We start from the raw sequence: 23,124 nt of genomic DNA, 5'->3' as shown, positions 1-23,124 counted from the left end.
CTAGATATAGGAGGCTAATAGAAATGAAAAAAGAATCAAAAGTAAACCAAGCAAAATATGTAGAACTTAATTTGTTTCCTGAGGAAAAAGAGGATCATCAGAAAGACTCTATCTCTTCAGAAGACATGGAAAGCGATACTTCTCCAGACAAAGAGTATGACTTGACTGATTTGTTTGAAAGACTTTCCCAATCAGCTTTTCGCAGCCGATTCCATCTCTCGAAGAAGGATAAGGAATATATTGCAGAAAAGGGTTTGGCTACCATCCGTAAGCATGCGGAGGATTTCGTTGCCAAACGCCTTGCTCCTGCCGTGATTCCCAATGACGGCAAGCAGACGCCTATGAGAGGGCATCCTGTATTCATTGCCCAGCATGCTACAGGCTGCTGTTGCCGTGGTTGTTTCTTCAAATGGCATCATATACCTGCCGGAAGACAGCTGACAGGAGAAGAACAGCAGTATGCTGTAGCAGTACTGATGGCATGGATTGAAAAACAGGTTTAAAAAGCATGAAGTTTTAGCAGCAAAGTTTAAATTAATTATCCATTGTTGTCAATTTTGCAGAATATTTAGTCAAAATTGGCAAAAACTGTTTACTCCAAATCTATAAACCGGGTTGGCACGTAACTTGCTCCTACATAGAGTGAAAGCCGAAGCCGAAAGGGCAAGGGGAACGACAAGAACCCTAAGTAATGACAGTTGAGGGTTTCTAGAAATCCTTGAACCTCGTAAGCCGAAGCAATCGTTATTAAAAAGGATAAATTAAAAACAATGAGAAATCCCGACTGAGCCGGAAGGCGAAGAGAGGACGAGAAAAATAGAATTAGGAGGTTTTACATGATGTTGTTAGCTCGTAGAAATAACAGTGTTTCAAATTGGTTGAACAGTTGGTTTAATGACAACTTCTTTGATACAGGCTTGATGCCACACATGAACGCAACAGCTCCTGCAGTCAACGTCAAGGAAAGTGCTACAGCTTATACGATGGAGGTTGCAGCTCCTGGTTTGAAGAAAGATATGGTCAAGATGAACATCGATAAGGATGGCTATCTGAATGTATCCATCGAGAACAAGGATGAGAAGAAGGAGGAGAAGAAGGAAGAGCATTACTTGCGTCGTGAGTTCTCTTACAGCAGCTACTCTCAGAGTTATGCTTTGCCAGAGGATGCTGATCAGGAGAAGATTTCCGCTGAGGTCAGTGACGGTGTCTTGAAGATTGAGATTCCTAAGATAGCCAAGGAGGAGAAGAAAGACGATGTTAAGCACATTGAGGTTAAGTAATCTTTCTTGAAGTGCTATGCAGCTTTCAAGATACATTCATTGCATCGAGAAAATAATTAAAACTGGGGGCTAGTCCTGATTATGGGGCTAGCCCTTTTTTTTAAACGAATAATTAGATGAATTAAAGCAACCCTGCTGTCAGTAATAATGTCAATATGAGCTTAGCTACTCTTAAACCTATTGCCCTTACGCATATTTGTGCAAATATAATTTTAGATAGTCCAAATATGTTGCTTAATAGAATGTCCTCGTATGATAACCTTCTCTTAAAATATTATTTGAAATAGTCAAACAGAAAAATTGGGAAAGCATTGAGTACAGCTACTTTGCAATCTTCGGTATTCACATACTGTTCTACTTGTGAGTTGAATATTTTGTCTTGAAGTATGTCTTCTTTAGATGCAGGCATCGTATTCTTCCCCTTACATAGATAGTTCGCTTTTCCCACATTCATTTCCTTTAAATATTCCCAATTTTGCTTAACTTCCTCCATCTCTACTTCTGTTGGCTCTCGATGATCTTTCAGTAGGATGAAATCGAAACTGTCATACGCAGAAAAATCTGCAGATACACCTTTAAACTTACCCCACTCAGAACGTGTTACAGAATACGTCCAATAGTTTGCATCGGGCAACTGCTTAGTATATCGTATAGACTCAACCATCGGATAGTCAATATATAGCCTACCAAACTCTGTTTCGTTGTTGAATGTTTCAAGCATTTCCTTTACCTGCCTGTTGATTTCTTCGAGAGATAAATTCCGGTTATGAAAGTCATAGTCGAAGAACAGATAGATTTCAGAAATGTCAGCAGATGCATCAATATCCTTGAGCGGATTGTCTGCTTGACCAGCAAATTTCTCCATCAGCAAAGACACAATATCTCCATCGCCATCATACTCCTGCAAATCTTTGTATAGCTGATAGATGTTGTTGTTATAGGAACATACTATCTGCTCATCTCTATTTGCAAAGTATAATCGCTGGATGGTGCGGAACAAATCCGGCTCCCGTTTTACTCCTTCAAAAACGAATAGTATCATACTTCGAATGCGTTACCTCTAAACATTTTTTCTATATTATGCCCGAATCTCAACTCTTTTTGAGTGCAGTCGCTCAACGGCTTGATTTTGTTGTCTTGCAAGATGAAATTGCAATCTGGACGAAGCAAGTCGTTGGTCATCAGATAGGTGTTGTGTGATGATGTAAAAGCCTGACATGGAAGGGAAAAGAGGGTTTTGCAAACCTCATAAGAGAGTCTGAAATGATAGAATGCATCAAATTCATCTATGAAAACGAACGATGCTTTTGTCATCTGTTTCAGCCAGTAATATAGCAGCATCAGAGATTGAGTACCCGTTGATGCAATCTTATCGAATGGAATGCGACCTAATCCAAATACGCAATACAACTCTTTATCATCATCCTTTGGCTCCTGAAACTCAAAACTTTGTCCGCTTACCCGATGGATGAATTCCTCAAAGTCCTGAGTCAGCTTATTCTTGATGATATACTCATCGAGATTTGCCGGAGCAGTAGCCAACCCCATAAACTCATTTTTTTCAACACTTCTGAACCATAACATTGAGTTTACGAATTGCTGCAGTTTCAGAAGATAATGTTCCTTGGCAAGAGGATAGGAAGTAAGCAGAAAGTTTACGATGGATACATTATTGGCGTTATTGGCAAGGTTTGCCTTCACCGCAGAATCCATCGGGAATTCAACATCATCCAATGTCAAGACAGAATTCTTGTTGCAGAAAATAAGCTTGTTATTCACAACAAGTTCTTCTTCCTCCAGTTTTCCATCAGGTGATTTGCTATATGTATATAGTAACGTATTATCTCTAAACTTGAATGTATATTCAAATTTTACGGGGAAGTTCAACTTTCCCGTATATGTAAAGTTATCATAATAGTTCACCTTCTTCCACTTCTGTGAAAGATGATTGGTAATGTCGAAGATGGCCATTGCAAAGTTTGACTTGCCAGAACCATTAGGTCCATATACGATGCCATTCTTGATGATACCATCTTTAATGGCAAAAGTATTGAACGAATAGTTACTTGGTTTCGACAAATCCCATTCTATACGATTGGCAAATCCTCTATAGTTCGTTACGGCAAATTTTACTAGCATGCTTATATATACTTTATTTTTAATTGATAACAATTTTGTTGGTGCAAAGCTAATACACACTTAAACAATGCAAACTATCTTTTATTATAATGTCAAGTGCAGCTAAGCAGTTGCAAAGATATACAAAATATCAATACGCCGTAATTTTTTTACGGATATTTAAGATAATAATCCTTGCAATACAATTTATATGCTTTATTTTATTTTTGAACATCAATAATCAGTAGTTGTACAAACTTAGAACAGAACCATTTGTGCCTTCTCCTTCATAATCTCCAGAAAGCGGAAGTTGACTGCAGATATTGCAGATTTCTGCATCATCCAAATGTTCTGTTAACTCCAGATGAAATCCCCAATTGGTAGCATGCAAATCCCAGACACCATAACCGCATGCGTTGACTGCTGTAATGATGGTATCTTGAAGTTGCCATATTTCCGTGAAGTCTCTCATACTTTCTTTACCACCCACTTAAAGTTTTCCTTTCCTGCTCCTATTTCAAAGTGAAGCTTGGCAATACCGAGGTCCATCTTGGTATATCCTACCATTGAGAAGCCTCTCTTGGCAAGAACTTTGGGTTTACAACCAGCTTTTGTACCTTCCTGGTCTTGCAGGAAGAATGAGAACTTCTGCTGATTGATGGCAGTGGGAGCAAGAAGAGCTGCTTCCACGCCCTTTCGGAACCATGAAGGAGAATTGCTGGTTGCATTGCTCACCTGTTCCATGGTCTTGATTTTGTGACTAACCCCTTGTGACTCTCCGTATCCCAAGGCAATCATGCATGTCAACTTCTCCCCTTTTTCAATCTTGTAGGCTTCATTCACCTTGCGATAGCTTAATCCTGCCCAGCAGGTGTTGAGTCCTAGGACTTGGGCAAGCAGCACAAGCTGTTCGCCATAATAGCCAATACGCTCATCAAGATCGTCGTCTTTTTGCCCTGCCATTACGAGATAGTTCTCCACGCCATGGAATTTTCCATATGACATAATGCCGGAGAATGCCTTGGTTTCTTGGGTAACCAGTTGTATGTGAAGGCCACCCTCTTTGTTGCACTCCAAGATTTTTTCTTCAAGTGCTCTAACTACCTCAGTTGAAAGAGTTTTGTGTATGTACTTTCGTACACTATGTCTTTGTTTGATAGCTTCTTCTATAGTCATGATTTCTATAATGAATTGTGCATGCAAAGTTAAGAAAAAAACAATATTCAAAGGCAAAAAAACAAGAAAAATCTCAGAAACTTATAATTTTTTATAAAAAGAACAATATATTATACCTTTTCTTGCGTAATCTAGATTTTCTGGTTAACTTTGCAGGAAAAGTACAATATAATATACTACTTGGTATGAAAATTCAAGAAGTAATGAAATTGCAGCGTAAGGCCTTGGGGATTACCCAGCAAGACCTCGCAGACATGTCTGAGATAGCCATTTCTACCATCAAGAAAATAGAGAGCGGTAAAGGCAACCCTTCCCTATCGACGGTTGAAAAAATCATGGATATCCTTGGCATGGAGGTTAAATATGAGATTCGTCAAACCGTTTAAATATAGTAGGATAAGAGAAAAGCTATCCTTTTTTGGGCGGTAAGATGAAACATACCTATTTCAAATCGTCCAAGAAAGAATTCAAAGATTCAATCGTAAATCAGAATGAGAATCATGAAACTGACATATATCTTTCATAGTGGTTTTGCAGTGGAGACCCAATCCTGCGTATTGGTCTTCGATTATTGGATGGATCCCGCCGATTGTATGCCGGTGATTCTGTCCAAGGGTAAGCCTGTGTATGTACTTGTAAGTCATTTCCATGAAGATCACTTCTCGCGGGAAATCTTTTCATGGCGCCAGTGCTACCCTCATACCTCTTTTACCTACATACTCTCCAAGGACATCATCAGACATCACAGAGGCCAAAAGGTCGAAGCTGACGTCTTGATGGTAAAGGGAAAATCATGGTGCGACAAAAATATAAAGATAGTTGCAGCCGGTAGTAATGATAGCGGTGTGTCTTGAATAGTAGAAGTTGAAGGCAAGCGTATCTTTCATGCAGGCGATCATTCCAGGACTAGCAAAGCAAGAGATACGACAAAATTATAAACATAGAATGACATAATTAACAATGAATCCAATTGATATAGCACTCCGTATAGCAACGTCAGCCCATGCCGGTCAACTTGATCGTGATGGCTATCCTGTTATCCTTCATCCACTCACAGTGGGCTTGATGGGCCATACAGACGAGGAAAAGATGGCAGGCTTTCTGCATGATGTGGTAGAAGATACCTCCTACTCCTTTGAGGATTTGCTTCATGAAGGTATTCCCACAGGTGTAGTGAATGCCCTTCGCATCCTTACACATCAGCCGGGAACGGATTATTTTGATTATGTGCAGAGCATTATCGATTCTCAAAATCCCATTGCACTTCAAGTGAAGTACAATGACCTCCAACATAACTTTCAGAGAGGTAAGGCCTACCCAGACCTTCAGAAGAAACATGGCAAGGCACTGGAAATGATTAAGGCAGCCATCGAAAAATGCTCTCAGGTTGACATCTATCATGTGCCTGAAGACTGCAGTATAGAGGTTGGCATCTTTGCCTGCGGATGTTTCTGGGGCGCGCAACATCAGTTTCAGAAACAGCCCGGCGTACTCAATACCCTGGTAGGATATACCGGCGGCAAAGAGGCTTTTCCTTCCTATGCCGATGTACGAGACCACAAGACGCATCACGTAGAGGCCGTCATCGTGGAGTTCAATCCCCAACAGGTTTCATATGAGAGCTTATGTAAACTCTTCTTCGAGATTCACGACCCAGCACAGACCGATGGTGTTGGTCCTGATTTGGGGCCACAATACCGCAGCTGTATCTTCTATCGTAATGAATCTCAGAAGCAGACAGCCGAACATGTGACGGAACTTCTCCGTAGTAAGGGTGACGAGGTCAATACCTTGCTCCTGCCAGAGGAGACATTCTACATTGGCGAGGCCTACCACCAGCATTATTATGAAAAAACAGGTGGTGAGCCTTATTGCCATCTGAGAAGAAAGAAATTCTGAGAAGTAATTTTCAGCAAAATATCAAAGAGGTAAATATAGGCTAGAATTTTCATGTCCAAAACTCTTCTTCGCCAGTGGGTTGCATCTTGCCCCCGCACTTTGGGCAAGTATGCATATCCCACCTGTGAATCCTGTCAGAACCACATCTTAGACATAGCCTTCCTACAAGAGAATTAAAACTAGGTGCAGCATCACCAATTACTCCACCCACCACAAGAGGTACTATGTTTCTGCAGTCAGGACAAGACATGGCTTCGATATGCTGTCCCATGAAGCCACGTCCCTCATATACTTCGGTCTCGTACCCACAATCCTGGCATCTGAATATCTTCTTTTGTGACATAAATAATCTCCTTTCTTACCATTTTAACACCCAACTTGCATCGGAGTATTTTCCTATAATCTCTGCGTCCTTGATGACATGAAGCTGGTGGACATACTTGTTTATCTTGCTGGTATCTATAGCTTTACCTTTCTTGTCATGGCTATTGAATATTTTGGCAAATACGAAATCAACTGCTCCATGCTATTTTCGATACTCTCAATAGTCGGTATATCTTTGTAGACAAGGTCAGGAAGTTCTTTTGCATAGACGTTGCTTAACACTGACCATACATTATGCAGGTCACTGATGATAGGAGAATCCATAATGTCTTTGTTTTGCCATCCTTCGGGCTTGTCAAATCTTTGTTGGTCTTGTGCAAACAAGTTGCTGAAGTCCAATTTGAAAGCGTCACTTTTCAAATAGTCCTGTGTCTCAGCATCATTCAAGAGGAAATGCAAATCATAGAAATGACGTATCTTGGCTGTCAACTCCGACATGTAGTTGTCGGCCAAGGAACACCGAAGTAATGACACCAATTTTTCTGTCAATGTCCTACGCCTGTCGAGAACATTCACCTCGAAAGGTTGCATATCATATTCCTCTATCAAGTTCTCGTTGCCTGTCTTTTGCAAGAACTCGGTCAAGAAGCTTTGCAGTTTACATTTCTGAAAAGGATATGGATTGGCAAATGAATTGATTTCGACAAGCAACTGTCCTGCTTTGATAGCACCTACTTGTAATGTATCAATGGCTCGTGGATAAGAATAGTATGCCTTGTGATAGTGAGACCCCTTGCTCGTAAAACCAGGCATATCCATTTCCTGCAGACCTTTCGTCATGCTTTTGGCTGTTCTCTTGATCAGCATCTTCAATTGGTTGCCGCTGAGCGTCCATGCCTCAGAGATAGCAATATCTATGTCTTCTGAGAATCTACTACCGATACCATATGCTTTTGTAAGACTTGTTCCTCCTTTGAAAATGGCACGGTTATCCTTGTCGTTCGCAGCCATCAAAGACAACGATCGACAAATCCAATAGTCTTTCTCTATAAAGATACTCTTAATGCCGAGTCCTCCATCTTCTACAGGTTGCGATGCTGCTTGCAATGCATCAGAGAACAAATCCCTGTTTTCATGTAATCTCATATGATGTTCCAGTTTTTTTTGTTTGATAATACTTTGTCGGAGACTGGCAACTTGTAGCTGGTCACTCCATTCAATGTTTTACTGATGGTTTCCGTTTCAAGCCCCATGTTCTCGTAGATGGCTCCAAGCAAAGCTCTTACATAAGGTGTGTATGCCAAGGATAGTTCTGCCAATTCTTGCTTCTGTTCCATTGAAAGAGTATTGATTGCTTTGCAAATATTCGTCACACATTCATCTGGTGAAGTGGCAGGAATGTCCTTTATAAGGCGCAGAGCATCCAATATTCTAAGTAGTGGAATATTGCTTGATGTTATGGCGTTCTCTTGTAACAAGAAAGATATTTTCACGCCATTCCTTGTGATAGGTCTCCGATATTTATTTGTGCCGACAAGGATGGATGAGCTTATCTGTGTAGTCAACCCTAGGGATGCAAATGCGGCAGTTCCGGTAATGTAGCCTACAATCTTGCCATTTTGCTCCAGAAAGTCTTTTACAAGTTCAGAATCTGCAGGTTTCAGATTTCCAAAAATGGTCTTCTTCGGAATATAGTATTTTCCCTTTGCTATCTTTTGCAGTTCGCCTTGGTGCACAAGACGGTTGAGAGCTTTGGCAAGTGCCGGCTGATACCGCATCTCCACCCCAAAATCTCTTGTTGTCAATACGACCCCTGCAGGGGTCAATGACAATTTTTCCTTTATCAGACTTGCTATAACCATGTTTATCTCCTATTTTCGAGTGCAAAGTTAATAAAAGTCTTGTTTTTTACGCAATAAACTTGACTTTTATATATTTCTTTAACTATTTTCATGCTATAATCCATTCAATATCCTTTCATCCTCCCTTGTTTTTCCATAGCAAATTTAGCCCACATTGCAGCAGCCTTTGGTGAAAAATTTAAAGATTCCTAACGAAATCCTAGATTTTGGCAGTTTTTTTCATAGCACAACTCCCCTACCAGCTCCGCTTTGCCGAGCCAGTTAAAATCAGCGAAAACAAACCTTTGTCATAGCTTTAATCTTAATTATGATATGCAAAAATACATAATTTACTTTATTATAAGATGGGTTATCAAGTTTTTTTAAGAATAATTAGATGTATTAAATTAAACGCAGAAATCTGCCGGCATTACTGCCAGCAGACCTCTGCGTTTTAATTATATTGAAAATCAGATATTTGTTACTCTGAAACAGCAGCCTGTTCTATCTCTGTTGACTCCTGCTGGGCGTTCTTCTGTGGAGTCTCCTGAACCTCAGCTGGCTGCTCAGATTGGGTTGTTTCTACAGACTCTGCTGTTGTCTCTGCAGGAGTCGCCTGCTCTGTAGAATCCTCTGCACCCGCCTGAGGCAAAACAGGTGTGCTGATCTCTGCTGAATCCTTTGGAGTTTCAGGTGCTACTGTATCAACTGGAACTACTTCAGAATTATCTATCATCATTTTGCTTGATGCAAATACGTTGCTTACTGAAACCATTACCATAGCTGCGATAGCTGCAAAAACGAACTTCTTCATAATCTTATCTGTTTTAAATTGTTACTATTTATTGTTATTTACTCTGTTTTGTGGATTCATTATCGAACCCGCTATTCATAGTTGCAACCTGCATGCCAAAAGATAATAGAAAAGATGATAAGCTTGATATACAGAGACTTATAATTTGTGCGCCATAAATTACCCCTGTGGAATTTGGGGAAAAGGTGTAGAACTATTCCCCAAAAAACTGGGGAATAGCAAGATTATGGCACCACGTAACATCATCTATAGCAATAATGCTTCCTTCGATTTAAATATTCCAGGTCTTCTTGGTGAGCATAGGCTTCCTTTTCAAACCTGATGTTGTAATATGCCCGCATCCAATCCCGATATCTGAGATATAAGAAAAACCATTCTATGATGTACCAGAGGTAGAATGGGATATACAACAACTCCCTTGCTTGGGCCGTATGTATGAGCTCATGGTTGAGTTCCACTTTAGAAAGATCTTCGCAAGTAACAATCATGCCAAAGAGATTGATTGCAATGAAGCTTTTCATGAAGGAACGTCTCTTGATTTTGATAATCCTAGTCATAAGCCATAAGATTGCTGAGTTCGTCGAGGAAGTTAATCATCATGCTACCGGTTCCTCTAGACTGGGAAGCTGCCCTTTCTCCGGCAATTCCCATGGCTTTCATGGCATGAAAAGATGCTTCCAGAGGATCGGAGTTCACAGCAAGGAATGCCCCAACGATACCAGTGGCAGTACATCCCATTGCAGTAACCTTGCTCATCATGGAATGTCCTTCATGAACATAAGCCATTCTTTCGCCATCCGTGATGAAGTCTATGGCTCCAGTTACAACTATGATACAGGAAAGTTGCTGAGCCAGTTTCTTAGCCTGTTTCTCAACCTCATAGGTTTCCTGGCGACTGTCCACTCCCTGCATGCCTATCTGGTGAGAGTACAATGCCTGAATCTCACTGGCATTTCCCTTGATGACTGTAGGGTGACACCTGAGGATAATCTGTGATGCTATATCCATACGAAAGCGGGTGGCTCCTACTCCAACCACATCAAATACGATAGGAATTCTTTTTTTCATGGCAGCTTCCCCTGCCAGTATCATCGAGTGAGCAGTGGTGCTTTCCGGAACACCCAGGTTGAGAGCCAAGGCATTGCTCTTGCTACTGATTTCCTCCACTTCTTCCTCGGCACGCGCCATGATTGGTGATGCTCCAATAGCCAATAGGCTGTTGGCAACAAAGTTCATAGCCACATAATTGGTTATGTTGTGTATGAGAGGCTGCTGCTCTTGTATCAATCGTAAATCTGTCTTCATTTGTTTCACTACATTATTAATATATACTGTACCCATTGTCCCTGCACCATTGTTTGGCATGCTCAAATCCTTGGGCAGTGGCTCTGTGAATCCATTTGAGTCCCTTGCGCTTGTCCTGTTTAACGCCTGTACCGGTCATATAGAACCATCCGGTAGAGAACTGAGCCTGTGCATCACCTTGCTGACCTGCCATTTCATACCAAAAGGCAGCCCAACTGTCATCCTTCTCTACTCCATCTCCATTCCAATAGTTGGCACCTACATTCTTTTGGCTCTGAAGATGTCCCCTTTGAGCAGCTTTCAGCCACCATTGGTGAGCCTTTACGTGGTCTTCTTTAGTTCCCTGACCCAGGTAAAATGCATTGGCAGCGTTAACCTGTGATTGTACATCTCCTTTCTCTGCTGCAATCAGATACCAATGAAGAGCTCTTTCGAAGTCCTGTTCCACTCCATCTCCCTGGTAGTAGCATTCTGCCACATTGTAGCATGCGTAAGTATCTCCCAGTTCAGCAGCCTTCATGTACCACTGAAATGCCATCACATGATCCTCCACAACACCGATGCCTTGCGCATAGCAGACACCCATGTTGTTCATCGCCATTAAATCTCCTTCAAGAGCTTGCTGACGATATTTGTTTGCCGTTTCACGTTCCTTTTTCATTTCTGTAATCTCAACTTGGGTGCAAAGGTACAACTTTAATTTTGAATTTCGACACCCTAAAGATACAAAAAGAAAAGGCAGCTGCAAGCATCTTCACAAACGCCTACAACTGCCATCTCTATAATATATATGGAAACTTCTTTCTACAATTCTCTCAAATTTTCATGAAACATCGCCTGTTAAGCGAAGTTCTTCATGTTGGATCTTGCACCATACTCAGCGCATGCTGCAACGACCAAAGCTAAAATCATTCCTAAAATCATCATAATCTTATCCTTTCTCTATATCAATCTGTTATCCTTATCTACATCTTCTTTACCTCATCTAATATCCATTAGAGAAGCTTCATTGGAAGCATCCTATGGATGCCTCTCAAAGCTTGCTTACTTGCCGAGGCTAATCTTCTTGTTTACATTTACAACCTCTGCAAAAAGAGCAGCTGCAACTGCCAATGTCATTCCTAATACCATCATAATGTTACCCTTTCTTTACTTTAATTATTCGTTATTCAATCTTTTCGAGTGCAAAGATAATGCCTTTTTGTGTGCGCACACAATTTTTCGGGAAGAAAATGCTGTCAAGGGTATGATTTCTTGATTTCCGTCAAAAACTGTCATGACAATTGGAGCAAAATGGCATACCAGTATGGATATATAAATATTAAAAATTTGGATAATACATATATAATTAGTAACTTTGCACTCATGAAGAATTTTGCAGCGATAGATTTTGAGACTGCCAACCAGCAACGAACCAGCGTTTGCTCCGTAGGCATTGTGATAGTAAGGGATGGTGAGATTGTGGATAGCTACTACAGTCTCATCAAGCCAGAGCCTGAGTATTATTCCTATTGGAATACAAGGGTACATGGACTAACCATGGAGGATACCATGAACGCCAGGGTATTTCCAGAGGTATGGGCTGAGATTCAGCCAAAGATTGAGGGATTGCCATTGGTGGCTCACAACTCTCCCTTTGACGAGGGATGCCTGAAGTCTGTGTTCCAAATGTATCAGATGGACTATCCCGATTATGAGTTCCATTGCACATGCCGAGCCTCCAGAAGAAAGTTGGGATCTCTCCTACCCAACCACCAACTACAAACCGTAGCTGCTTATTGCGGGTACGACCTAACCCAACACCATAATGCCCTGGCTGACGCAGAGGCTTGTGCTTGGATTGCCAGGGAACTACTATAACTCTTACAACTCATTTTAATGTTTTTTGTCACAAAAATGACAATAGCACTACAAGGGAGTTGCTTTCACGGGTTCATACCGTGAAGCACTCTTTCTCTCAGCCGAGAGGGTCTTGGTTTGCAACTGGGCAAGCTGTAACTCTGCAGTATGAAGTTTTTGAGTCTTGTCAGCAATTTTCTCATCCACCTCTTCCAGTTCCTTCTGAATCCTATCAAGCCTGATCTTTGCCTCTTCTGCACTAATCTTTCCGGAATCACGGTCTCGCTTGAGTTGCTCAACCTCCTCCAACAACCGATTCTTCTTAGACTCCAAATTGGCAATCATGGTCTGAAGGGCCTTGAACCTGGCAGTGGCATGTTTGATGTCTTTCTCCAAGCCACTCAAAGTAGCGCGCTGCTCCCTGATAACAGTCTGCTGCCCCTCGATGGTTTGAGATAGCTGCTCATTCTCACTCATTAATTTTTCCCGAAGCTCTGCGTGGTATTCCTCCGTGGAACGATGCCGGGCTCCTGTTTCAGAAATTCTATCACCACGCTCCAGACCATACTTCTGATTAATCTTAGCGATGTCATTGTGAAGACTGCTGTAAATTCTGAGACCATCCGTCTTCAATCCCAAATCTTTCGTTCCTCAAGCAGCATCTTGATTCTTTTTGGGACAGATGTTTTCTTGTCCACCTCACAAATCACCCCACCTTTCTTAATCTCAAAATTCAGGTGCTCGCGAGTAGAATCATAGTTGCCGCTCCAACGCTTCAACCTTTCGCCACCATTAGCATTGCGCAGAAACTCATTGCTCTGAGAGGTTGTCATACCTTTTCCGGCTCTAATGTCGAGTACTTTTTTGCCATAACTTCCATTGTTTGTCAGCAGGAACTAAAGGGTTCTTAGGGACTTTCCCTAAGCCTAATCGCTTACCTCGGCTTGCCGCACGAAGTCGCCAAGAAATTGGCAGGTAAGCCTCCGTGTTTCAAAGCGTTAGCCATGAAACCGGGGATTAGGCTCCCCCCTGATGTAAAAAAGTGCGGTTTCCGGCGCAAGCGCCCCTGGAAAACGAGCCTTCGATAGAAGCAGTTTTCCTGATATGGCAGGGCACCTGACCGAAGCCGAAAACCAGATTGATCCATCGTGCCCATCTTCCAGGAAAGAGGGCTGAAGAGAGGCTATCCACCAGGAGTTGGAGAAAGCCCGGAGCTAAAGATGCTGGGCTTCAAATGCACCACCTTACTGGTTACCATGTTGCACACCTCCAGAATCTCATACTTTTGAAGCTGGTCAACAAAAGCCAGCACCGCCGGGCGACTCCATCCCCATGCCTTCACCAGCTGCGCCACCTGCTTTTCATCCCGGGAACAGGCGGAAGCTGCTTGAACGGATAAACCATACCGGCCATGAGTAGGATTAAGGTCGGCAAGCCTATAGGAAAACAGCAGCAACGTCATCATCAAAGCCACCATGTAAACCCAGAGAGAGGTCTGAAACGGATAAAGGATGTTCTCCATGAACGCCTTGGGATCCAGTTCAACCTTACCATCAATGCCAGGCAATCCTATATCATAAGGTGTAAGGCTCAAAGCCTTCCCTTTGGCTGCCCATTCCACCTGAAACGAACAGGCTTCCTTGGCTGCATGAAAGTCCACCACCTGAAACACCAGCATACAAATGACAAGAACCAATGTAAAGAATTTTCTTCCGTTGTCACTTCTATACATCTTGTGATATACATAGGAGATCCATACCTTTACGGCAAGCGCCTTCCTTTTCAGCCAAGGCATTCGGGCAGACAGGAAACTATAGAAGTTGCGCCACTTATCAGAGCTGGCAGCCTTAGGCTTTATGCAATAGTGGAATACAAAGGGCACCGATGTGGAATAAGCTGCCGCCTTTAACAGCTTGCCATAGTTCTGCTTGCTGGCATAGAGGATGTGAAGCCCAAGTTTCTTCTCTAACCACTCTACCAAATCCTCCATTATAACCTGTTTGGAAGCAGGTATGACAACTTCCACGTAATCCTCATGAGGAATCGTAGGTAGAGGAACCTCCTTAAAGAATTCCGGGAGCTTGCTACGCAACTCCAGGAAGAGCGTATTGATGGAATCCTTCAATTCCTCGCTCTCTAAAAGATTGTAGTCGCTTAATGTCTTAATCATTTGATTGCAATTATAATATTGATGATAGATATGATTTAAGGAAATACTCCGACAACACCTCTGTCAAGTTATTTTCCTTGTCTCGAACATGTTTCCTGGCATCCAACCTTTCAAGCAAGCCGGGCAAGTCATCTGAGAGGGCAAGAAGCTGCTCTCTTTGCTCCTCAGTCAACACGGCAGCAGAATAGTCGTCAATGGCTATGAAAGGCAATCAAACACCATCAGTTGCATAACAGAAAGTGTACTTCCCTGAAAAAGGTTGTCACTTAGGAACAAACAGAAGTGACAATGAAACGTAAGACAAGAATTGAACGTGTGTATAATGAGGACACTGGTTGGTTTGAGACCCGTGAGGTAGAGTTGAATAGCTACTCTTTTACAGATGATGATCGTATCATGATAGTTCGAGAGTATATGGAGAGTGGGCTCCCAGCAGAAGAAATCATCAAGAAATACTATATAAGCAGTCGTACAGTGCTATTTTCTTGGATGGATAAGTTCTTAAATGAAAAAGATTTGTTATCTTTGCCGCCAGAAGACCAAAACCGTGACGATATGGCAAAGACAACAAATGAACAGTTGAAAGAGAAAGATGCAGAGATTAAGCGTCTCCGCAAGGCTTTGGAGTTAGAGAAGCTTCGCTCTAAGGCATTCTCCACCATGATTGACCTCGCAGAAGAAACCTTCAATATTCCTGTGAGAAAAAAATCTGGTACCAAACAGTAAGCTTGCTCCGCACAGAGTGCCAGAGCCAAGGTTTAGGCACTCTATGTGGGCTGTTTGGTTTCACCCGGCAAGCATATAATAAGCGCAATGTCTCTGACGGCTTTGCTGAAGATGTCATTGAGTCTATCATCATTGAAAAGGCACGTGAGTATCGTAAGTCAAATCCTGGCTTAGGAGCTGTAAAGTTGCATGCCATATTGAAACAGATGTTTGAGGATACAGGCTGTTTCCCTGGTCGTGACGCATTTATTGAGATGCTGCGTAAGCATGGGCTCATGGTGCGTATAAAGCGCCGTAGGCGCTATAAGACAACAGATTCCGACCATAATTACCGCAAATATCCAAACTTGATTAAGGGAGTAGTTCCTACCCGTCCGAACCAGATTTGGGCAAGTGACATCACCTATGTTGAAACCAATGAAGGTGTGTGCTACCTCTCGCTTATAACAGACCTGTATTCCCATAAAATCGTTGGATGGGCTGTTGGTCCAACATTAGAAACTGTATATCCATTAGAAGCGCTTAAAATGGCATATAAAAGCATTGATGAAGAAACTGCAAAAGGACTCATCCATCACTCTGACAGAGGAAGCCAGTATTGCAGTCAGAATTATGTGTCTATCCTAAAAAGTCATGGCTCACAAATAAGTATGACTCAAACAGGAGATCCTTTGGAGAATGCCATAGCAGAACGTGCAAACGGCATTTTAAAAACGGAATGGCTTTATAGGATGACAATTCCTACTCGTAAAGTATGTAAGAAGGAACTGACCAGGATTATTGCGTTTTATAACGACGAAAGACCGCATATGAGTATCGGTAATCAAACACCATCTGTTGCACATACTCAAGCGGGGCCACAGCAGAAAATGTGGAAAAATCCTTGGGAAAATTCTTCTAATTAGTTGAAAATGTGTATCTTTGCATTTGAAAGAATATCATCACCGTAACCTTTCTAGGGATAGCTCCTTAAAAAGAGTAACCTAGTTAGGTATAATGGGGATTCGCTGACAACCCATATAGTGATAAAATTAAAAATGCGTAACTCATTTAGTGATAAGAAAAATAGATAGTAACATATTTAGTTTAACCATCCTAAAGGTGACAACTTTTTCACGTATAAGACAAAGTCCCTCATAAAAGTGTATATGTAGCCCCAAAAGTCCCTCATAAAAGTGTGTTCATCTTTCAAAAAGTCCCTCATAAAAATGTGACATATTTTGCTATCTCGCTAATTTTCAATATATTTTCAGTAAAAAGCAATATATGGAAAGATAATTAACCAATATCACAACTAAAATGTTAATTAGTAATAAAGTTCTTACTAAGATGTTTCTTACTAAGAAGATTATTACTATCTTTACATTCAATAATAACGAAAAAAAAACGATTATGATAGAAAATCCATTTGAATTCGGTAGAACTGTGGATGGAGATACCGTATCTTTCAACGACCCATTCTTCAAACTGTGGATCAGAAGAAACATTGCGCAGCTTTGATGGAATTGGGACCGCCTTATTACAGCTTGCTGATTAGAGGCGCCTTGTATAGCTTGATGATAGGGAATGCATGGGACGGATTGCTGGTTGAGACCATCATTTTTGTATTAACCAATACAGAACCATAACATACTTTTTTCACTTTATCTACTCCGATAATTACTAACTTCTTTGGTTTCTGCTTTCTTCCATCCTTGAAAACCAAGCCTTCTTCTATTGAAATAACTGTTCGTACCAACGAACCTATTTCTAATTTATCTTCGGTAACCTTACGGAGATTATCAAGATAGTTTTTCTGCAACTCCCTTAAATCCATGACAATGCTTTTTGAACTGATTGACGGTCGCAAATTACACATAGCATGTCTTTGCTTGCTCCTGCCGCAGCTGCCATATCATACATGGTTATCTTGGAGTCCTCACCTGTCTTGTCAGCCTGACGTTTTGCACGTTTCCAAGCTCTGTCTTCATGTGACTTATCGGATAGGTCAAAGGATTCTACATCCTTGCACTTTTCAATCCATTTATCCAACATCTTCACATCAGCTACAGACAGTTCATCCATATCGTATTCCGCATTCTTGGAAGCTAGAACAAGTTGATGACCATCCTGAGAGATGGCTATATTCAATGAATCTGCAAAATCCTTCAATTCTGGCGAAGAAAGGTCTGCCTTGGCTTCAATACCACGTAACACCTTATAGGTTAAAGCAGGTACAGGACCATGCTTTCTTGCAACAAAGGTATCGTACATGATTGGCAATCCATACTCTTTCAACTGATCTTGCTGCGCAAAATACATTACCTTAAAGAGATGAATATAATCAACTCCTTCTGGGAATGCTTTCAGTATATAAAGCACTACTGCCTTTATTTTCAAAATCTGTTCTATTGTCTTCATTATTGTATCTCCTTTTTGACTGCAAATATAAGAGTTTTCTGTGAAACTATCAAATTTTTGGAGGAGTTTTTGATTCTTGTTCTAATGTCCCACAGATCTCACGGATTTTTTTCGTTGCAGCAACGATTCGTATATCACCAAGACAGCGTCTCTACTATATTACTAGTAGTTACACCTATCAGTTTTGAAAAAAGTTATATTTGGTTCCTCATTGCTGTATCGCTCTGGACTTATCGTTTTTTTAATCACCATGTTTTTTAAAGAAATCGTCTAAGCATCTGTCTATCATACGTTTAATTATATTTTTGTCCGCTTTTCTAATATAAAACAGAGCCATTTTGTCCGCTGTGGCAGCGGCTATCGTTATTACATAGAGTATGGCGACTGCTTCGAGGAAGGAAGTACCCGAAGTTGGATGCTCAATGCCTTCTCTCTCAATGCTATGGTCAGCAACAGCCGCAAGCTCAAGGAACGAGTCCTTTTGAAAGATATGCCTTCTGGCAGAAACTTTCAGGAAGACATCATCAAGGCCATGCGTAACAACCATGCCATCGTTATCTCCTACTACAGCTATAATACCGAGAAGTATTTTCTAGCTTTTTTGATATTTGGATGAGATTTGGGAAGACAGATTCTGCCTACCATAGCAATGGAAGGTTCATTCTCATCATTGGAAGGGCTATACCTAAAAATGATGATTTTTCTATAGGGTCTTGTATATTACAGAATAATTGTGTAATTTTGCATTCTATTATAGAAATATCAATACAATTATGAAGAAAAGAATATTCATTTTAGCAGCCTTACTGAGCACAGGATTGATTGGTAGCATGACTGCAACAACCAAAAGTTCTCATTCAGAGATTATGACGAAAGAAGCAGATGGCAGTTACATTATCAACACCACTACTTTGGGTAAAGATGTAAGGGGATTTCGTGGCAACACCCCTCTCTCCATCCACATCAAGAAAGGAAAGATTATAGATATCAAACCGCTTGCCAACCAGGAAACGCCTAAATTCTTCAATAAGGTAAAACAGGGGTTGCTCAATAAATGGAACGGCATGAAAGTCAGCAAGGCCGCTTCAGTCCAAGTAGATGGCGTTACTGGAGCCACTTTCTCAAGTAAAGCTGTGAAAGAAAACGTAAAACGCGGTATTACTTATTACCTGAAACATAAATAAGAGAAAACAGGAAAGAAAGGATTAAGTGTAATATGAAATCATTTTTCCGGATAAAACAGGTTGTAAATCTTTTCATTTGTCTGATTATTGTTTCAGCACTTGCCATCACAAAGCATCATGAACTGTTTGGATACTCTCTCAAATCTGAACAGAAGGCAGAAACTGCAAGCAACGACACGCTACGCATGTTTGGAAACGGAAGAGCAGAGATTAATACTTCTGTTCTAGCATCCAACATCATGGGATATGGAGGAAAGGTTCCACTCAAAATAGTAATCAGGAATGGCGTTGTAGAAAATATCATTGCATTAAAGAATGATGAGACCAAGGAATTCTTTGACAATGCCTCTACTCTGTTTGAAAAATGGAAAGGTAAAACGATAGACAAAGCTATGGATATGAAGGTGGATGCTGTCACAGGTGCTACTTTCTCATCCAAAGCTATCATCGGAAACATGCATCAGGGACTTCTGTATGCTAAAGCGCATTTAGCGACTGAAGAATCAGAAAATGGTAGCAGCAGTTTAAGTCCTTCCGAAAACAACAGCTCTTCCCTGTTCTCTCTCAGAAACATTATAGGGATAGCTGTTGTCCTGATGGCAGCCATTCTGCCATTGTTTATCAAGAACAGAAGATACCATTTCTGTCAACTGATACTGAATGTCATTGTGCTCGGCTTCTGGTGTGGTACCTGCCTTTCTTATACCTTCCTGCTGGGCTTTGCAGCCCATGGCATGGAAATATCGGTCAGCATCATAGCGATAGTCATGCTGGTAACAGCCTTTATCTATCCGCTTTTTGGAAAGAAGTCGCATTACTGTACCCATGTATGTCCGTATGGCTCCCTGCAACAGATAGCTGGCAGATGCGTGAAATACAAGTTAAAAATGAAACCCGTTACTATAAAACGGCTTGATAAGCTTCGCAAGATGATATGGGCATTATTGATGGTATGTATATGGGGAGGAGTTTGGAGCGAATGGACTGATTTTGAACCATTCTCGGCATTTATCTTCCATTCTGCCTCATGGATAGTGATTGTGATTGCGCTTCTTTTCATCGCAATATCCTTTATAATCACACGTCCCTACTGTCGTTTTGTATGTCCAATGGGAACTTTGCTAAAGTTCGCTCAAACTTCTATCGTAAAATGAAAAATCCCGGCATGAGATAGCTTGCAGCTATTCTCTTGCCGGGTCTTATTTTTAATGAAATATTCTGATTATTACTCAGACAGCATTGTTACCTCTATCCGATGATTCTGTTTGAGCAGAGTCTGTGCCATCTGTTGCACCTCTTCAGAAGTAAGAGAATCCACCATCTTATAGTAATCTTTATCAAAATCGGCATCATCATCCAACTCATGCCAGATAACATAACTCCAGTAGTCGTTGGTGATAATCATCTGCTGGTATTGTTTTTTCAGATATTTCTTCACCTTATCTATACTGCTGGCTAAAGGACCCTTATCAGCAATATTCTGCAGTTGCTGGTAGATAATAGGGTTCAGCTCTTCATAGCGTTTCGGATCACTCTTGTAGGTAATGCGGAGCAAAGCATTAGGAAGGGCTTCCTTCTCAAGATTGAAACTGACTCCTACTCCATAGGTACCTCCCTTCTCCTCTCTTACAGAATCTGTATAGGCTATCTGCAACACGCGGGTCAGGACATCCAACACCAGATCGTTCTTTGGTGAGAACGGTACGTTGCCCGTATAGAACACGCTCACGTTGGCAAGCGGTGTTTCCTGCTGATGAACAAACTTTACCTTTTCGTTCTTCATAACAATCTGCGGAACGTTTTTCTTGTCTGTCTCCTCCTTCTTATAGGTCGAAGGCAAGGTAGCCAGATACTGACAGAGTAAAGGACGAAGTTCTGCCATGTCTATCTTTCCGATGAAAACGGTTTTGAAATTGCTAGCATCGCTGAAGCGTTCACGATAGATTTCCATAATGCGCCCGTAATCAGCCTTGGCAAGAACCTCATCGGTGACAGGAGCCATACGCAGGTTATGGTCATAGAGAACGGCAGAAAGGGAGTCATTGTAAACCACCTTGGAACTTGCATTACGGTTTTTCAGAAATGACAGCGTTCGATTCTTCAAACCCTCAAATGCCACACTGTCTTTACGGGGTGCCATGAAATAAAGGTGTGCCAGCTGGAGCATGGTTTCCATATCCTTTACAGAAGATGAGCCTGCTATACGCTGGCCTTCACTACTGATGGATGGAGTCAGCCTGATTGACTTCCCTGCCAAAGCCTTACGCAAAGCAGTAGCTGAAAAGTCGCCTACACCCGCTTCTGTGATGGCACTTGTCAAGAGAGAGAAATTAGGAATATCCTCATTTCCGTAAAGTGAGGTTCCACCTTCAGCGCGTATGCTCATCATTACCTGGTCTGCCTGATAGTCGGTAGGTTTTACGTAAACCTTCATACCATTACTAAGCGTAATCTCTGTCATGCCAAACTTGCCGTATGGTTTTTCAGACACAATCTTGCCCGGTTTTGGCAAGGCAGATATCAACGTAGAAGGAATCTTTTCCTCCTGATACGGTTCATATTGCTTTTTCTGGGCAGCAAGTACCGTAGCTTCTATTTCTGATTCTGAAGGAATAACAAATCCTTCCTTATCTGGGCCATACATCACAAATACCTGGTTTTTATCCGTAATGATGTTACCTACAGACTGATTAACCTCAGCCAGGGTTACTTCACCATCAAACTGCTTTACCAGTTGCAGATTATAGGCTGGAGTAAGGATAGGCTCTCCTTCAAGGAAATGATCCACACACTGGCTTACGTAATGGGCGTTGCGATAATCCTTCTCCATCTTCAGTTTTCGTTCTGCTGCATTGAGATAGAGTTTCTTGGCACGTTCCAGTTCACTCTCTGTAAAACCATGCTGGCGGGCACGTTCTATTTCACCCACAGCCTCGTAGATACCACCGAGTACGTGATCCTGCTTGCAGCTGATGCTCATACTGAAGGCATCCTTGGTACGGGAAACAAAAAAAGCACCATTCCTTACGGTAGCACTCATGAATGGAGGATTTGCCACCTGTTTCTTTTCTGAGAGACGGTCATTGAGCATGTAAGTAATGAGTCCGCTTACATAGTCATCACGCTGATACTTTACCTGGCTCTTTTCGCTGTCAGGAGTGGCATCGGTTTTCATGTAGAGATGACCGATGATAATAGGCTGCTCCTTGTCCTTCTCAATGGCAACTATCATCTTGTCGTTGTTGTTTACGGGATAATAGACACGCTCTGCAGGATTCTTATGGGCTTTGATCTTACCGAAAAGTTTCTGGATTTTCTTCTCCATCATATCCACATCGAAGTCGCCCACAACCACGATGGCCTGAAGATCAGGCCTGTACCACTTCTGATAATAGTCGCGCAAATCTCTGTAAGGAAAGTTATCAACAACATCCATACTGCCGATAGGCATACAATCTTCATATTTGCTTCCCTTGTAGATTTTTGGCATCACATTCTCCATCATGCGCTGCATGGCCATACCGGTACGCCGGTTTCTCCACTCTTCATGAATAACACCACGTTCCTTGTCTATCTCCTTAGGTTCGAGATTGATATACTGGCTCCAGTCGTTGAGTACCAGAAGACACGAATCGATAATGCCCTCACGCTTGACAGGGGCAGACCCGATGTGATAGACTGTCTGATCTACAGATGTATAGGCATTCAGGTTGGCTCCAAACTTAACACCTATGGTTTCACACCAAGGCACGATTCCCAACTTCTTCCCCTTGCCAGGGAAATGCTTGGTACCATTAAAAGCCATGTGCTCCAGAAAATGAGCCAGTCCACGCTGACGGGGTTCCTCAAGGATGGAACCTACGCGCTGGGCAATATAGAAATCGGCAAGGCCTGCCTCTTTATTATTATGTCGTATATAGTAAGTCAGTCCATTCTTCAATTTGCCCTGTCGCACGGAAGTGTCCTGCTCCACAGTCTGAGCGAACAATGAAGCTGGAAACAAAGAGAGAAGGAATAATCCCAAAAACTGATTCTTCATAAATTTTTC

General features: G+C 41.7%; 27 protein-coding genes. 11 read left to right on the top strand and 16 right to left on the bottom strand.

Annotated features, from left to right (window positions below):
• Positions 1-23: 23 nt before the first annotated feature.
• Together ONT18_RS16750 and ONT18_RS16745 are read left to right on the top strand one after the other, a co-directional pair.
• On the top strand, positions 24-503 hold the full coding sequence (locus ONT18_RS16750; protein ID WP_420493228.1) for a DUF4186 domain-containing protein: 480 nt from the start codon (positions 24-26) through the stop codon (positions 501-503).
• A 336-nt stretch (positions 504-839) separates the two neighbouring features.
• A complete protein-coding gene (locus ONT18_RS16745) occupies positions 840-1,280 on the top strand; it encodes an Hsp20/alpha crystallin family protein (protein WP_117729553.1) in 441 nt (146 codons plus the stop codon).
• A gap of 274 nt (positions 1,281-1,554) precedes the next feature.
• Here ONT18_RS16745 and ONT18_RS16740 read toward each other — a convergent pair whose 3' ends face one another.
• The 4 genes from ONT18_RS16740 to ONT18_RS16725 all read right to left on the bottom strand — a co-directional run bounded on the left by ONT18_RS16740 (position 1,555) and on the right by ONT18_RS16725 (position 4,574).
• Positions 1,555-2,322, bottom strand: a complete 768-nt coding sequence (locus ONT18_RS16740) for a hypothetical protein (RefSeq protein ID WP_264907162.1) — start codon at positions 2,320-2,322, stop codon at positions 1,555-1,557.
• A complete protein-coding gene (locus tag ONT18_RS16735; RefSeq protein ID WP_264907160.1) occupies positions 2,319-3,419 on the bottom strand; it encodes an AAA family ATPase in 1,101 nt (366 codons plus the stop codon). Before ONT18_RS16735 ends, ONT18_RS16740 begins: the two co-directional genes overlap by 4 nt.
• Before the next feature lie 220 nt (positions 3,420-3,639).
• Complete coding sequence (locus ONT18_RS16730) at positions 3,640-3,870, bottom strand: hypothetical protein (protein ID WP_153098322.1); 231 nt, start codon at positions 3,868-3,870, stop codon at positions 3,640-3,642.
• Complete coding sequence (locus tag ONT18_RS16725; RefSeq protein ID WP_264907156.1) at positions 3,867-4,574, bottom strand: nitroreductase family protein; 708 nt, start codon at positions 4,572-4,574, stop codon at positions 3,867-3,869. The genes ONT18_RS16730 and ONT18_RS16725 overlap by 4 nt, the downstream gene beginning before the upstream one ends.
• A gap of 17 nt (positions 4,575-4,591) precedes the next feature.
• On the opposite strand from ONT18_RS16725, the gene ONT18_RS17360 reads away from it, so the two are divergent.
• The 3 genes from ONT18_RS17360 to msrA all read left to right on the top strand — a co-directional run bounded on the left by ONT18_RS17360 (position 4,592) and on the right by msrA (position 6,473).
• Positions 4,592-4,960: a helix-turn-helix domain-containing protein gene (locus tag ONT18_RS17360; protein WP_264907154.1), complete on the top strand. Its 369-nt coding sequence runs from the start codon at positions 4,592-4,594 to the stop codon at positions 4,958-4,960.
• Positions 4,961-5,065: 105 nt separating this feature from the next.
• Complete coding sequence (locus tag ONT18_RS16715) at positions 5,066-5,428, top strand: MBL fold metallo-hydrolase (RefSeq protein WP_367398943.1); 363 nt, start codon at positions 5,066-5,068, stop codon at positions 5,426-5,428.
• Positions 5,429-5,993: 565 nt separating this feature from the next.
• A complete protein-coding gene (gene msrA, locus ONT18_RS17355; RefSeq protein ID WP_367398945.1) occupies positions 5,994-6,473 on the top strand; it encodes a peptide-methionine (S)-S-oxide reductase MsrA in 480 nt (159 codons plus the stop codon).
• Positions 6,474-6,522: 49 nt separating this feature from the next.
• On the opposite strand, the gene ONT18_RS16705 is transcribed toward msrA, so the two are convergent.
• The 6 genes from ONT18_RS16705 to ONT18_RS16680 all read right to left on the bottom strand — a co-directional run bounded on the left by ONT18_RS16705 (position 6,523) and on the right by ONT18_RS16680 (position 11,418).
• Positions 6,523-6,816: a hypothetical protein gene (locus tag ONT18_RS16705; RefSeq protein ID WP_006848190.1), complete on the bottom strand. Its 294-nt coding sequence runs from the start codon at positions 6,814-6,816 to the stop codon at positions 6,523-6,525.
• Between the two features lie 116 nt (positions 6,817-6,932).
• Complete coding sequence (locus ONT18_RS16700; RefSeq protein ID WP_264907149.1) at positions 6,933-7,943, bottom strand: nucleotidyl transferase AbiEii/AbiGii toxin family protein; 1,011 nt, start codon at positions 7,941-7,943, stop codon at positions 6,933-6,935.
• On the bottom strand, positions 7,940-8,659 hold the full coding sequence (locus tag ONT18_RS16695; protein WP_117729532.1) for a DUF6088 family protein: 720 nt from the start codon (positions 8,657-8,659) through the stop codon (positions 7,940-7,942). Before ONT18_RS16695 ends, ONT18_RS16700 begins: the two co-directional genes overlap by 4 nt.
• Positions 8,660-9,119: 460 nt before the next feature.
• Positions 9,120-9,452 carry a hypothetical protein gene (locus tag ONT18_RS16690; RefSeq protein WP_118255998.1) on the bottom strand — a complete coding sequence of 111 codons (333 nt, stop codon included), beginning with the start codon at positions 9,450-9,452 and terminating at the stop codon, positions 9,120-9,122.
• 549 nt (positions 9,453-10,001) lie between these two features.
• Entirely contained in the window at positions 10,002-10,757 is a 756-nt protein-coding gene (gene thiM / locus ONT18_RS16685; protein WP_264907145.1) for a hydroxyethylthiazole kinase, read from the bottom strand.
• A 16-nt stretch (positions 10,758-10,773) separates the two neighbouring features.
• Positions 10,774-11,418 carry a tetratricopeptide repeat protein gene (locus tag ONT18_RS16680; protein ID WP_254971085.1) on the bottom strand — a complete coding sequence of 215 codons (645 nt, stop codon included), beginning with the start codon at positions 11,416-11,418 and terminating at the stop codon, positions 10,774-10,776.
• A 704-nt stretch (positions 11,419-12,122) separates the two neighbouring features.
• Here ONT18_RS16680 and ONT18_RS16675 point away from each other — a divergent pair.
• The gene (locus tag ONT18_RS16675) at positions 12,123-12,617 is read left to right on the top strand and encodes a 3'-5' exonuclease (protein ID WP_022120554.1); all 495 of its coding nucleotides are present in this window, start codon (positions 12,123-12,125) and stop codon (positions 12,615-12,617) included.
• A gap of 48 nt (positions 12,618-12,665) precedes the next feature.
• Here the strand turns inward: ONT18_RS16675 and ONT18_RS16670 are convergent, their stop codons facing one another.
• From ONT18_RS16670 to ONT18_RS16660, 3 genes are all read right to left on the bottom strand, one after another.
• Complete coding sequence (locus tag ONT18_RS16670; protein ID WP_264907141.1) at positions 12,666-13,235, bottom strand: hypothetical protein; 570 nt, start codon at positions 13,233-13,235, stop codon at positions 12,666-12,668.
• The gene (locus ONT18_RS16665; protein ID WP_264907139.1) at positions 13,226-13,429 is read right to left on the bottom strand and encodes a hypothetical protein; all 204 of its coding nucleotides are present in this window, start codon (positions 13,427-13,429) and stop codon (positions 13,226-13,228) included. Before ONT18_RS16665 ends, ONT18_RS16670 begins: the two co-directional genes overlap by 10 nt.
• A gap of 350 nt (positions 13,430-13,779) precedes the next feature.
• On the bottom strand, positions 13,780-14,766 hold the full coding sequence (locus tag ONT18_RS16660) for a hypothetical protein (RefSeq protein WP_264907137.1): 987 nt from the start codon (positions 14,764-14,766) through the stop codon (positions 13,780-13,782).
• A gap of 288 nt (positions 14,767-15,054) precedes the next feature.
• Between ONT18_RS16660 and ONT18_RS16655 the strand changes: the two genes are divergently transcribed.
• The gene (locus tag ONT18_RS16655; protein ID WP_089543290.1) at positions 15,055-15,492 is read left to right on the top strand and encodes a transposase; all 438 of its coding nucleotides are present in this window, start codon (positions 15,055-15,057) and stop codon (positions 15,490-15,492) included.
• 2 nt (positions 15,493-15,494) lie between these two features.
• The gene (locus ONT18_RS16650) at positions 15,495-16,397 is read left to right on the top strand and encodes an IS3 family transposase (RefSeq protein ID WP_264905033.1); all 903 of its coding nucleotides are present in this window, start codon (positions 15,495-15,497) and stop codon (positions 16,395-16,397) included.
• A gap of 614 nt (positions 16,398-17,011) precedes the next feature.
• Here the strand turns inward: ONT18_RS16650 and ONT18_RS16645 are convergent.
• Together ONT18_RS16645 and ONT18_RS16640 are read right to left on the bottom strand one after the other, a co-directional pair.
• Positions 17,012-17,308: a hypothetical protein gene (locus ONT18_RS16645; protein WP_264907135.1), complete on the bottom strand. Its 297-nt coding sequence runs from the start codon at positions 17,306-17,308 to the stop codon at positions 17,012-17,014.
• Positions 17,299-17,892 (bottom strand): Panacea domain-containing protein, encoded by a 594-nt coding sequence (locus ONT18_RS16640; RefSeq protein ID WP_264907133.1) that lies wholly within the window; start codon positions 17,890-17,892, stop codon positions 17,299-17,301. The genes ONT18_RS16645 and ONT18_RS16640 overlap by 10 nt, the downstream gene beginning before the upstream one ends.
• 442 nt (positions 17,893-18,334) lie before the next feature.
• Between ONT18_RS16640 and ONT18_RS16635 the strand changes: the two genes are divergently transcribed.
• From ONT18_RS16635 to ONT18_RS16625, 3 genes are all read left to right on the top strand, one after another.
• A complete protein-coding gene (locus ONT18_RS16635) occupies positions 18,335-18,508 on the top strand; it encodes a hypothetical protein (RefSeq protein WP_264907131.1) in 174 nt (57 codons plus the stop codon).
• 157 nt (positions 18,509-18,665) lie between these two features.
• Positions 18,666-19,076: an FMN-binding protein gene (locus ONT18_RS16630; RefSeq protein WP_264907129.1), complete on the top strand. Its 411-nt coding sequence runs from the start codon at positions 18,666-18,668 to the stop codon at positions 19,074-19,076.
• A 32-nt stretch (positions 19,077-19,108) separates the two neighbouring features.
• Entirely contained in the window at positions 19,109-20,230 is a 1,122-nt protein-coding gene (locus ONT18_RS16625) for a 4Fe-4S binding protein (RefSeq protein ID WP_264907127.1), read from the top strand.
• A 71-nt stretch (positions 20,231-20,301) separates the two neighbouring features.
• Here the strand turns inward: ONT18_RS16625 and ONT18_RS16620 are convergent, their stop codons facing one another.
• Positions 20,302-23,115 carry a M16 family metallopeptidase gene (locus ONT18_RS16620; RefSeq protein WP_264907125.1) on the bottom strand — a complete coding sequence of 938 codons (2,814 nt, stop codon included), beginning with the start codon at positions 23,113-23,115 and terminating at the stop codon, positions 20,302-20,304.
• Positions 23,116-23,124: the final 9 nt, after the last annotated feature.

This window comes from Segatella copri (assembly GCF_026015295.1).
Classification (GTDB): domain Bacteria; phylum Bacteroidota; class Bacteroidia; order Bacteroidales; family Bacteroidaceae; genus Prevotella; species Prevotella copri_C.
This window is presented reverse-complemented; position numbering and strand designations above follow the sequence as displayed.

Coding starts and splice junctions, on each gene's coding strand:
- ONT18_RS16750 (WP_420493228.1), top strand. CDS start 24: ATGAAAAAAGAATCAAAAGTAAACCAAGCAAAATATGTAGAACTTAAT.
- ONT18_RS16660 (WP_264907137.1), bottom strand. CDS start 14,766: ATGATTAAGACATTAAGCGACTACAATCTTTTAGAGAGCGAGGAATTG.
- ONT18_RS16725 (WP_264907156.1), bottom strand. CDS start 4,574: ATGACTATAGAAGAAGCTATCAAACAAAGACATAGTGTACGAAAGTAC.
- ONT18_RS16640 (WP_264907133.1), bottom strand. CDS start 17,892: ATGAAGACAATAGAACAGATTTTGAAAATAAAGGCAGTAGTGCTTTAT.
- ONT18_RS16630 (WP_264907129.1), top strand. CDS start 18,666: ATGAAGAAAAGAATATTCATTTTAGCAGCCTTACTGAGCACAGGATTG.
- ONT18_RS16635 (WP_264907131.1), top strand. CDS start 18,335: ATGGTCAGCAACAGCCGCAAGCTCAAGGAACGAGTCCTTTTGAAAGAT.
- ONT18_RS16740 (WP_264907162.1), bottom strand. CDS start 2,322: ATGATACTATTCGTTTTTGAAGGAGTAAAACGGGAGCCGGATTTGTTC.
- ONT18_RS16745 (WP_117729553.1), top strand. CDS start 840: ATGTTGTTAGCTCGTAGAAATAACAGTGTTTCAAATTGGTTGAACAGT.
- ONT18_RS16705 (WP_006848190.1), bottom strand. CDS start 6,816: ATGTCACAAAAGAAGATATTCAGATGCCAGGATTGTGGGTACGAGACC.
- ONT18_RS16735 (WP_264907160.1), bottom strand. CDS start 3,419: ATGCTAGTAAAATTTGCCGTAACGAACTATAGAGGATTTGCCAATCGT.
- ONT18_RS16700 (WP_264907149.1), bottom strand. CDS start 7,943: ATGAGATTACATGAAAACAGGGATTTGTTCTCTGATGCATTGCAAGCA.
- ONT18_RS16655 (WP_089543290.1), top strand. CDS start 15,055: ATGAAACGTAAGACAAGAATTGAACGTGTGTATAATGAGGACACTGGT.
- thiM (WP_264907145.1), bottom strand. CDS start 10,757: ATGAAGACAGATTTACGATTGATACAAGAGCAGCAGCCTCTCATACAC.
- ONT18_RS16730 (WP_153098322.1), bottom strand. CDS start 3,870: ATGAGAGACTTCACGGAAATATGGCAACTTCAAGATACCATCATTACA.
- ONT18_RS16645 (WP_264907135.1), bottom strand. CDS start 17,308: ATGGATTTAAGGGAGTTGCAGAAAAACTATCTTGATAATCTCCGTAAG.
- ONT18_RS16665 (WP_264907139.1), bottom strand. CDS start 13,429: ATGACAACCTCTCAGAGCAATGAGTTTCTGCGCAATGCTAATGGTGGC.
- ONT18_RS16675 (WP_022120554.1), top strand. CDS start 12,123: ATGAAGAATTTTGCAGCGATAGATTTTGAGACTGCCAACCAGCAACGA.
- ONT18_RS16695 (WP_117729532.1), bottom strand. CDS start 8,659: ATGGTTATAGCAAGTCTGATAAAGGAAAAATTGTCATTGACCCCTGCA.
- ONT18_RS16620 (WP_264907125.1), bottom strand. CDS start 23,115: ATGAAGAATCAGTTTTTGGGATTATTCCTTCTCTCTTTGTTTCCAGCT.
- ONT18_RS16690 (WP_118255998.1), bottom strand. CDS start 9,452: ATGAAGAAGTTCGTTTTTGCAGCTATCGCAGCTATGGTAATGGTTTCA.
- ONT18_RS16715 (WP_367398943.1), top strand. CDS start 5,066: ATGAGAATCATGAAACTGACATATATCTTTCATAGTGGTTTTGCAGTG.
- ONT18_RS16625 (WP_264907127.1), top strand. CDS start 19,109: ATGAAATCATTTTTCCGGATAAAACAGGTTGTAAATCTTTTCATTTGT.
- ONT18_RS16680 (WP_254971085.1), bottom strand. CDS start 11,418: ATGAAAAAGGAACGTGAAACGGCAAACAAATATCGTCAGCAAGCTCTT.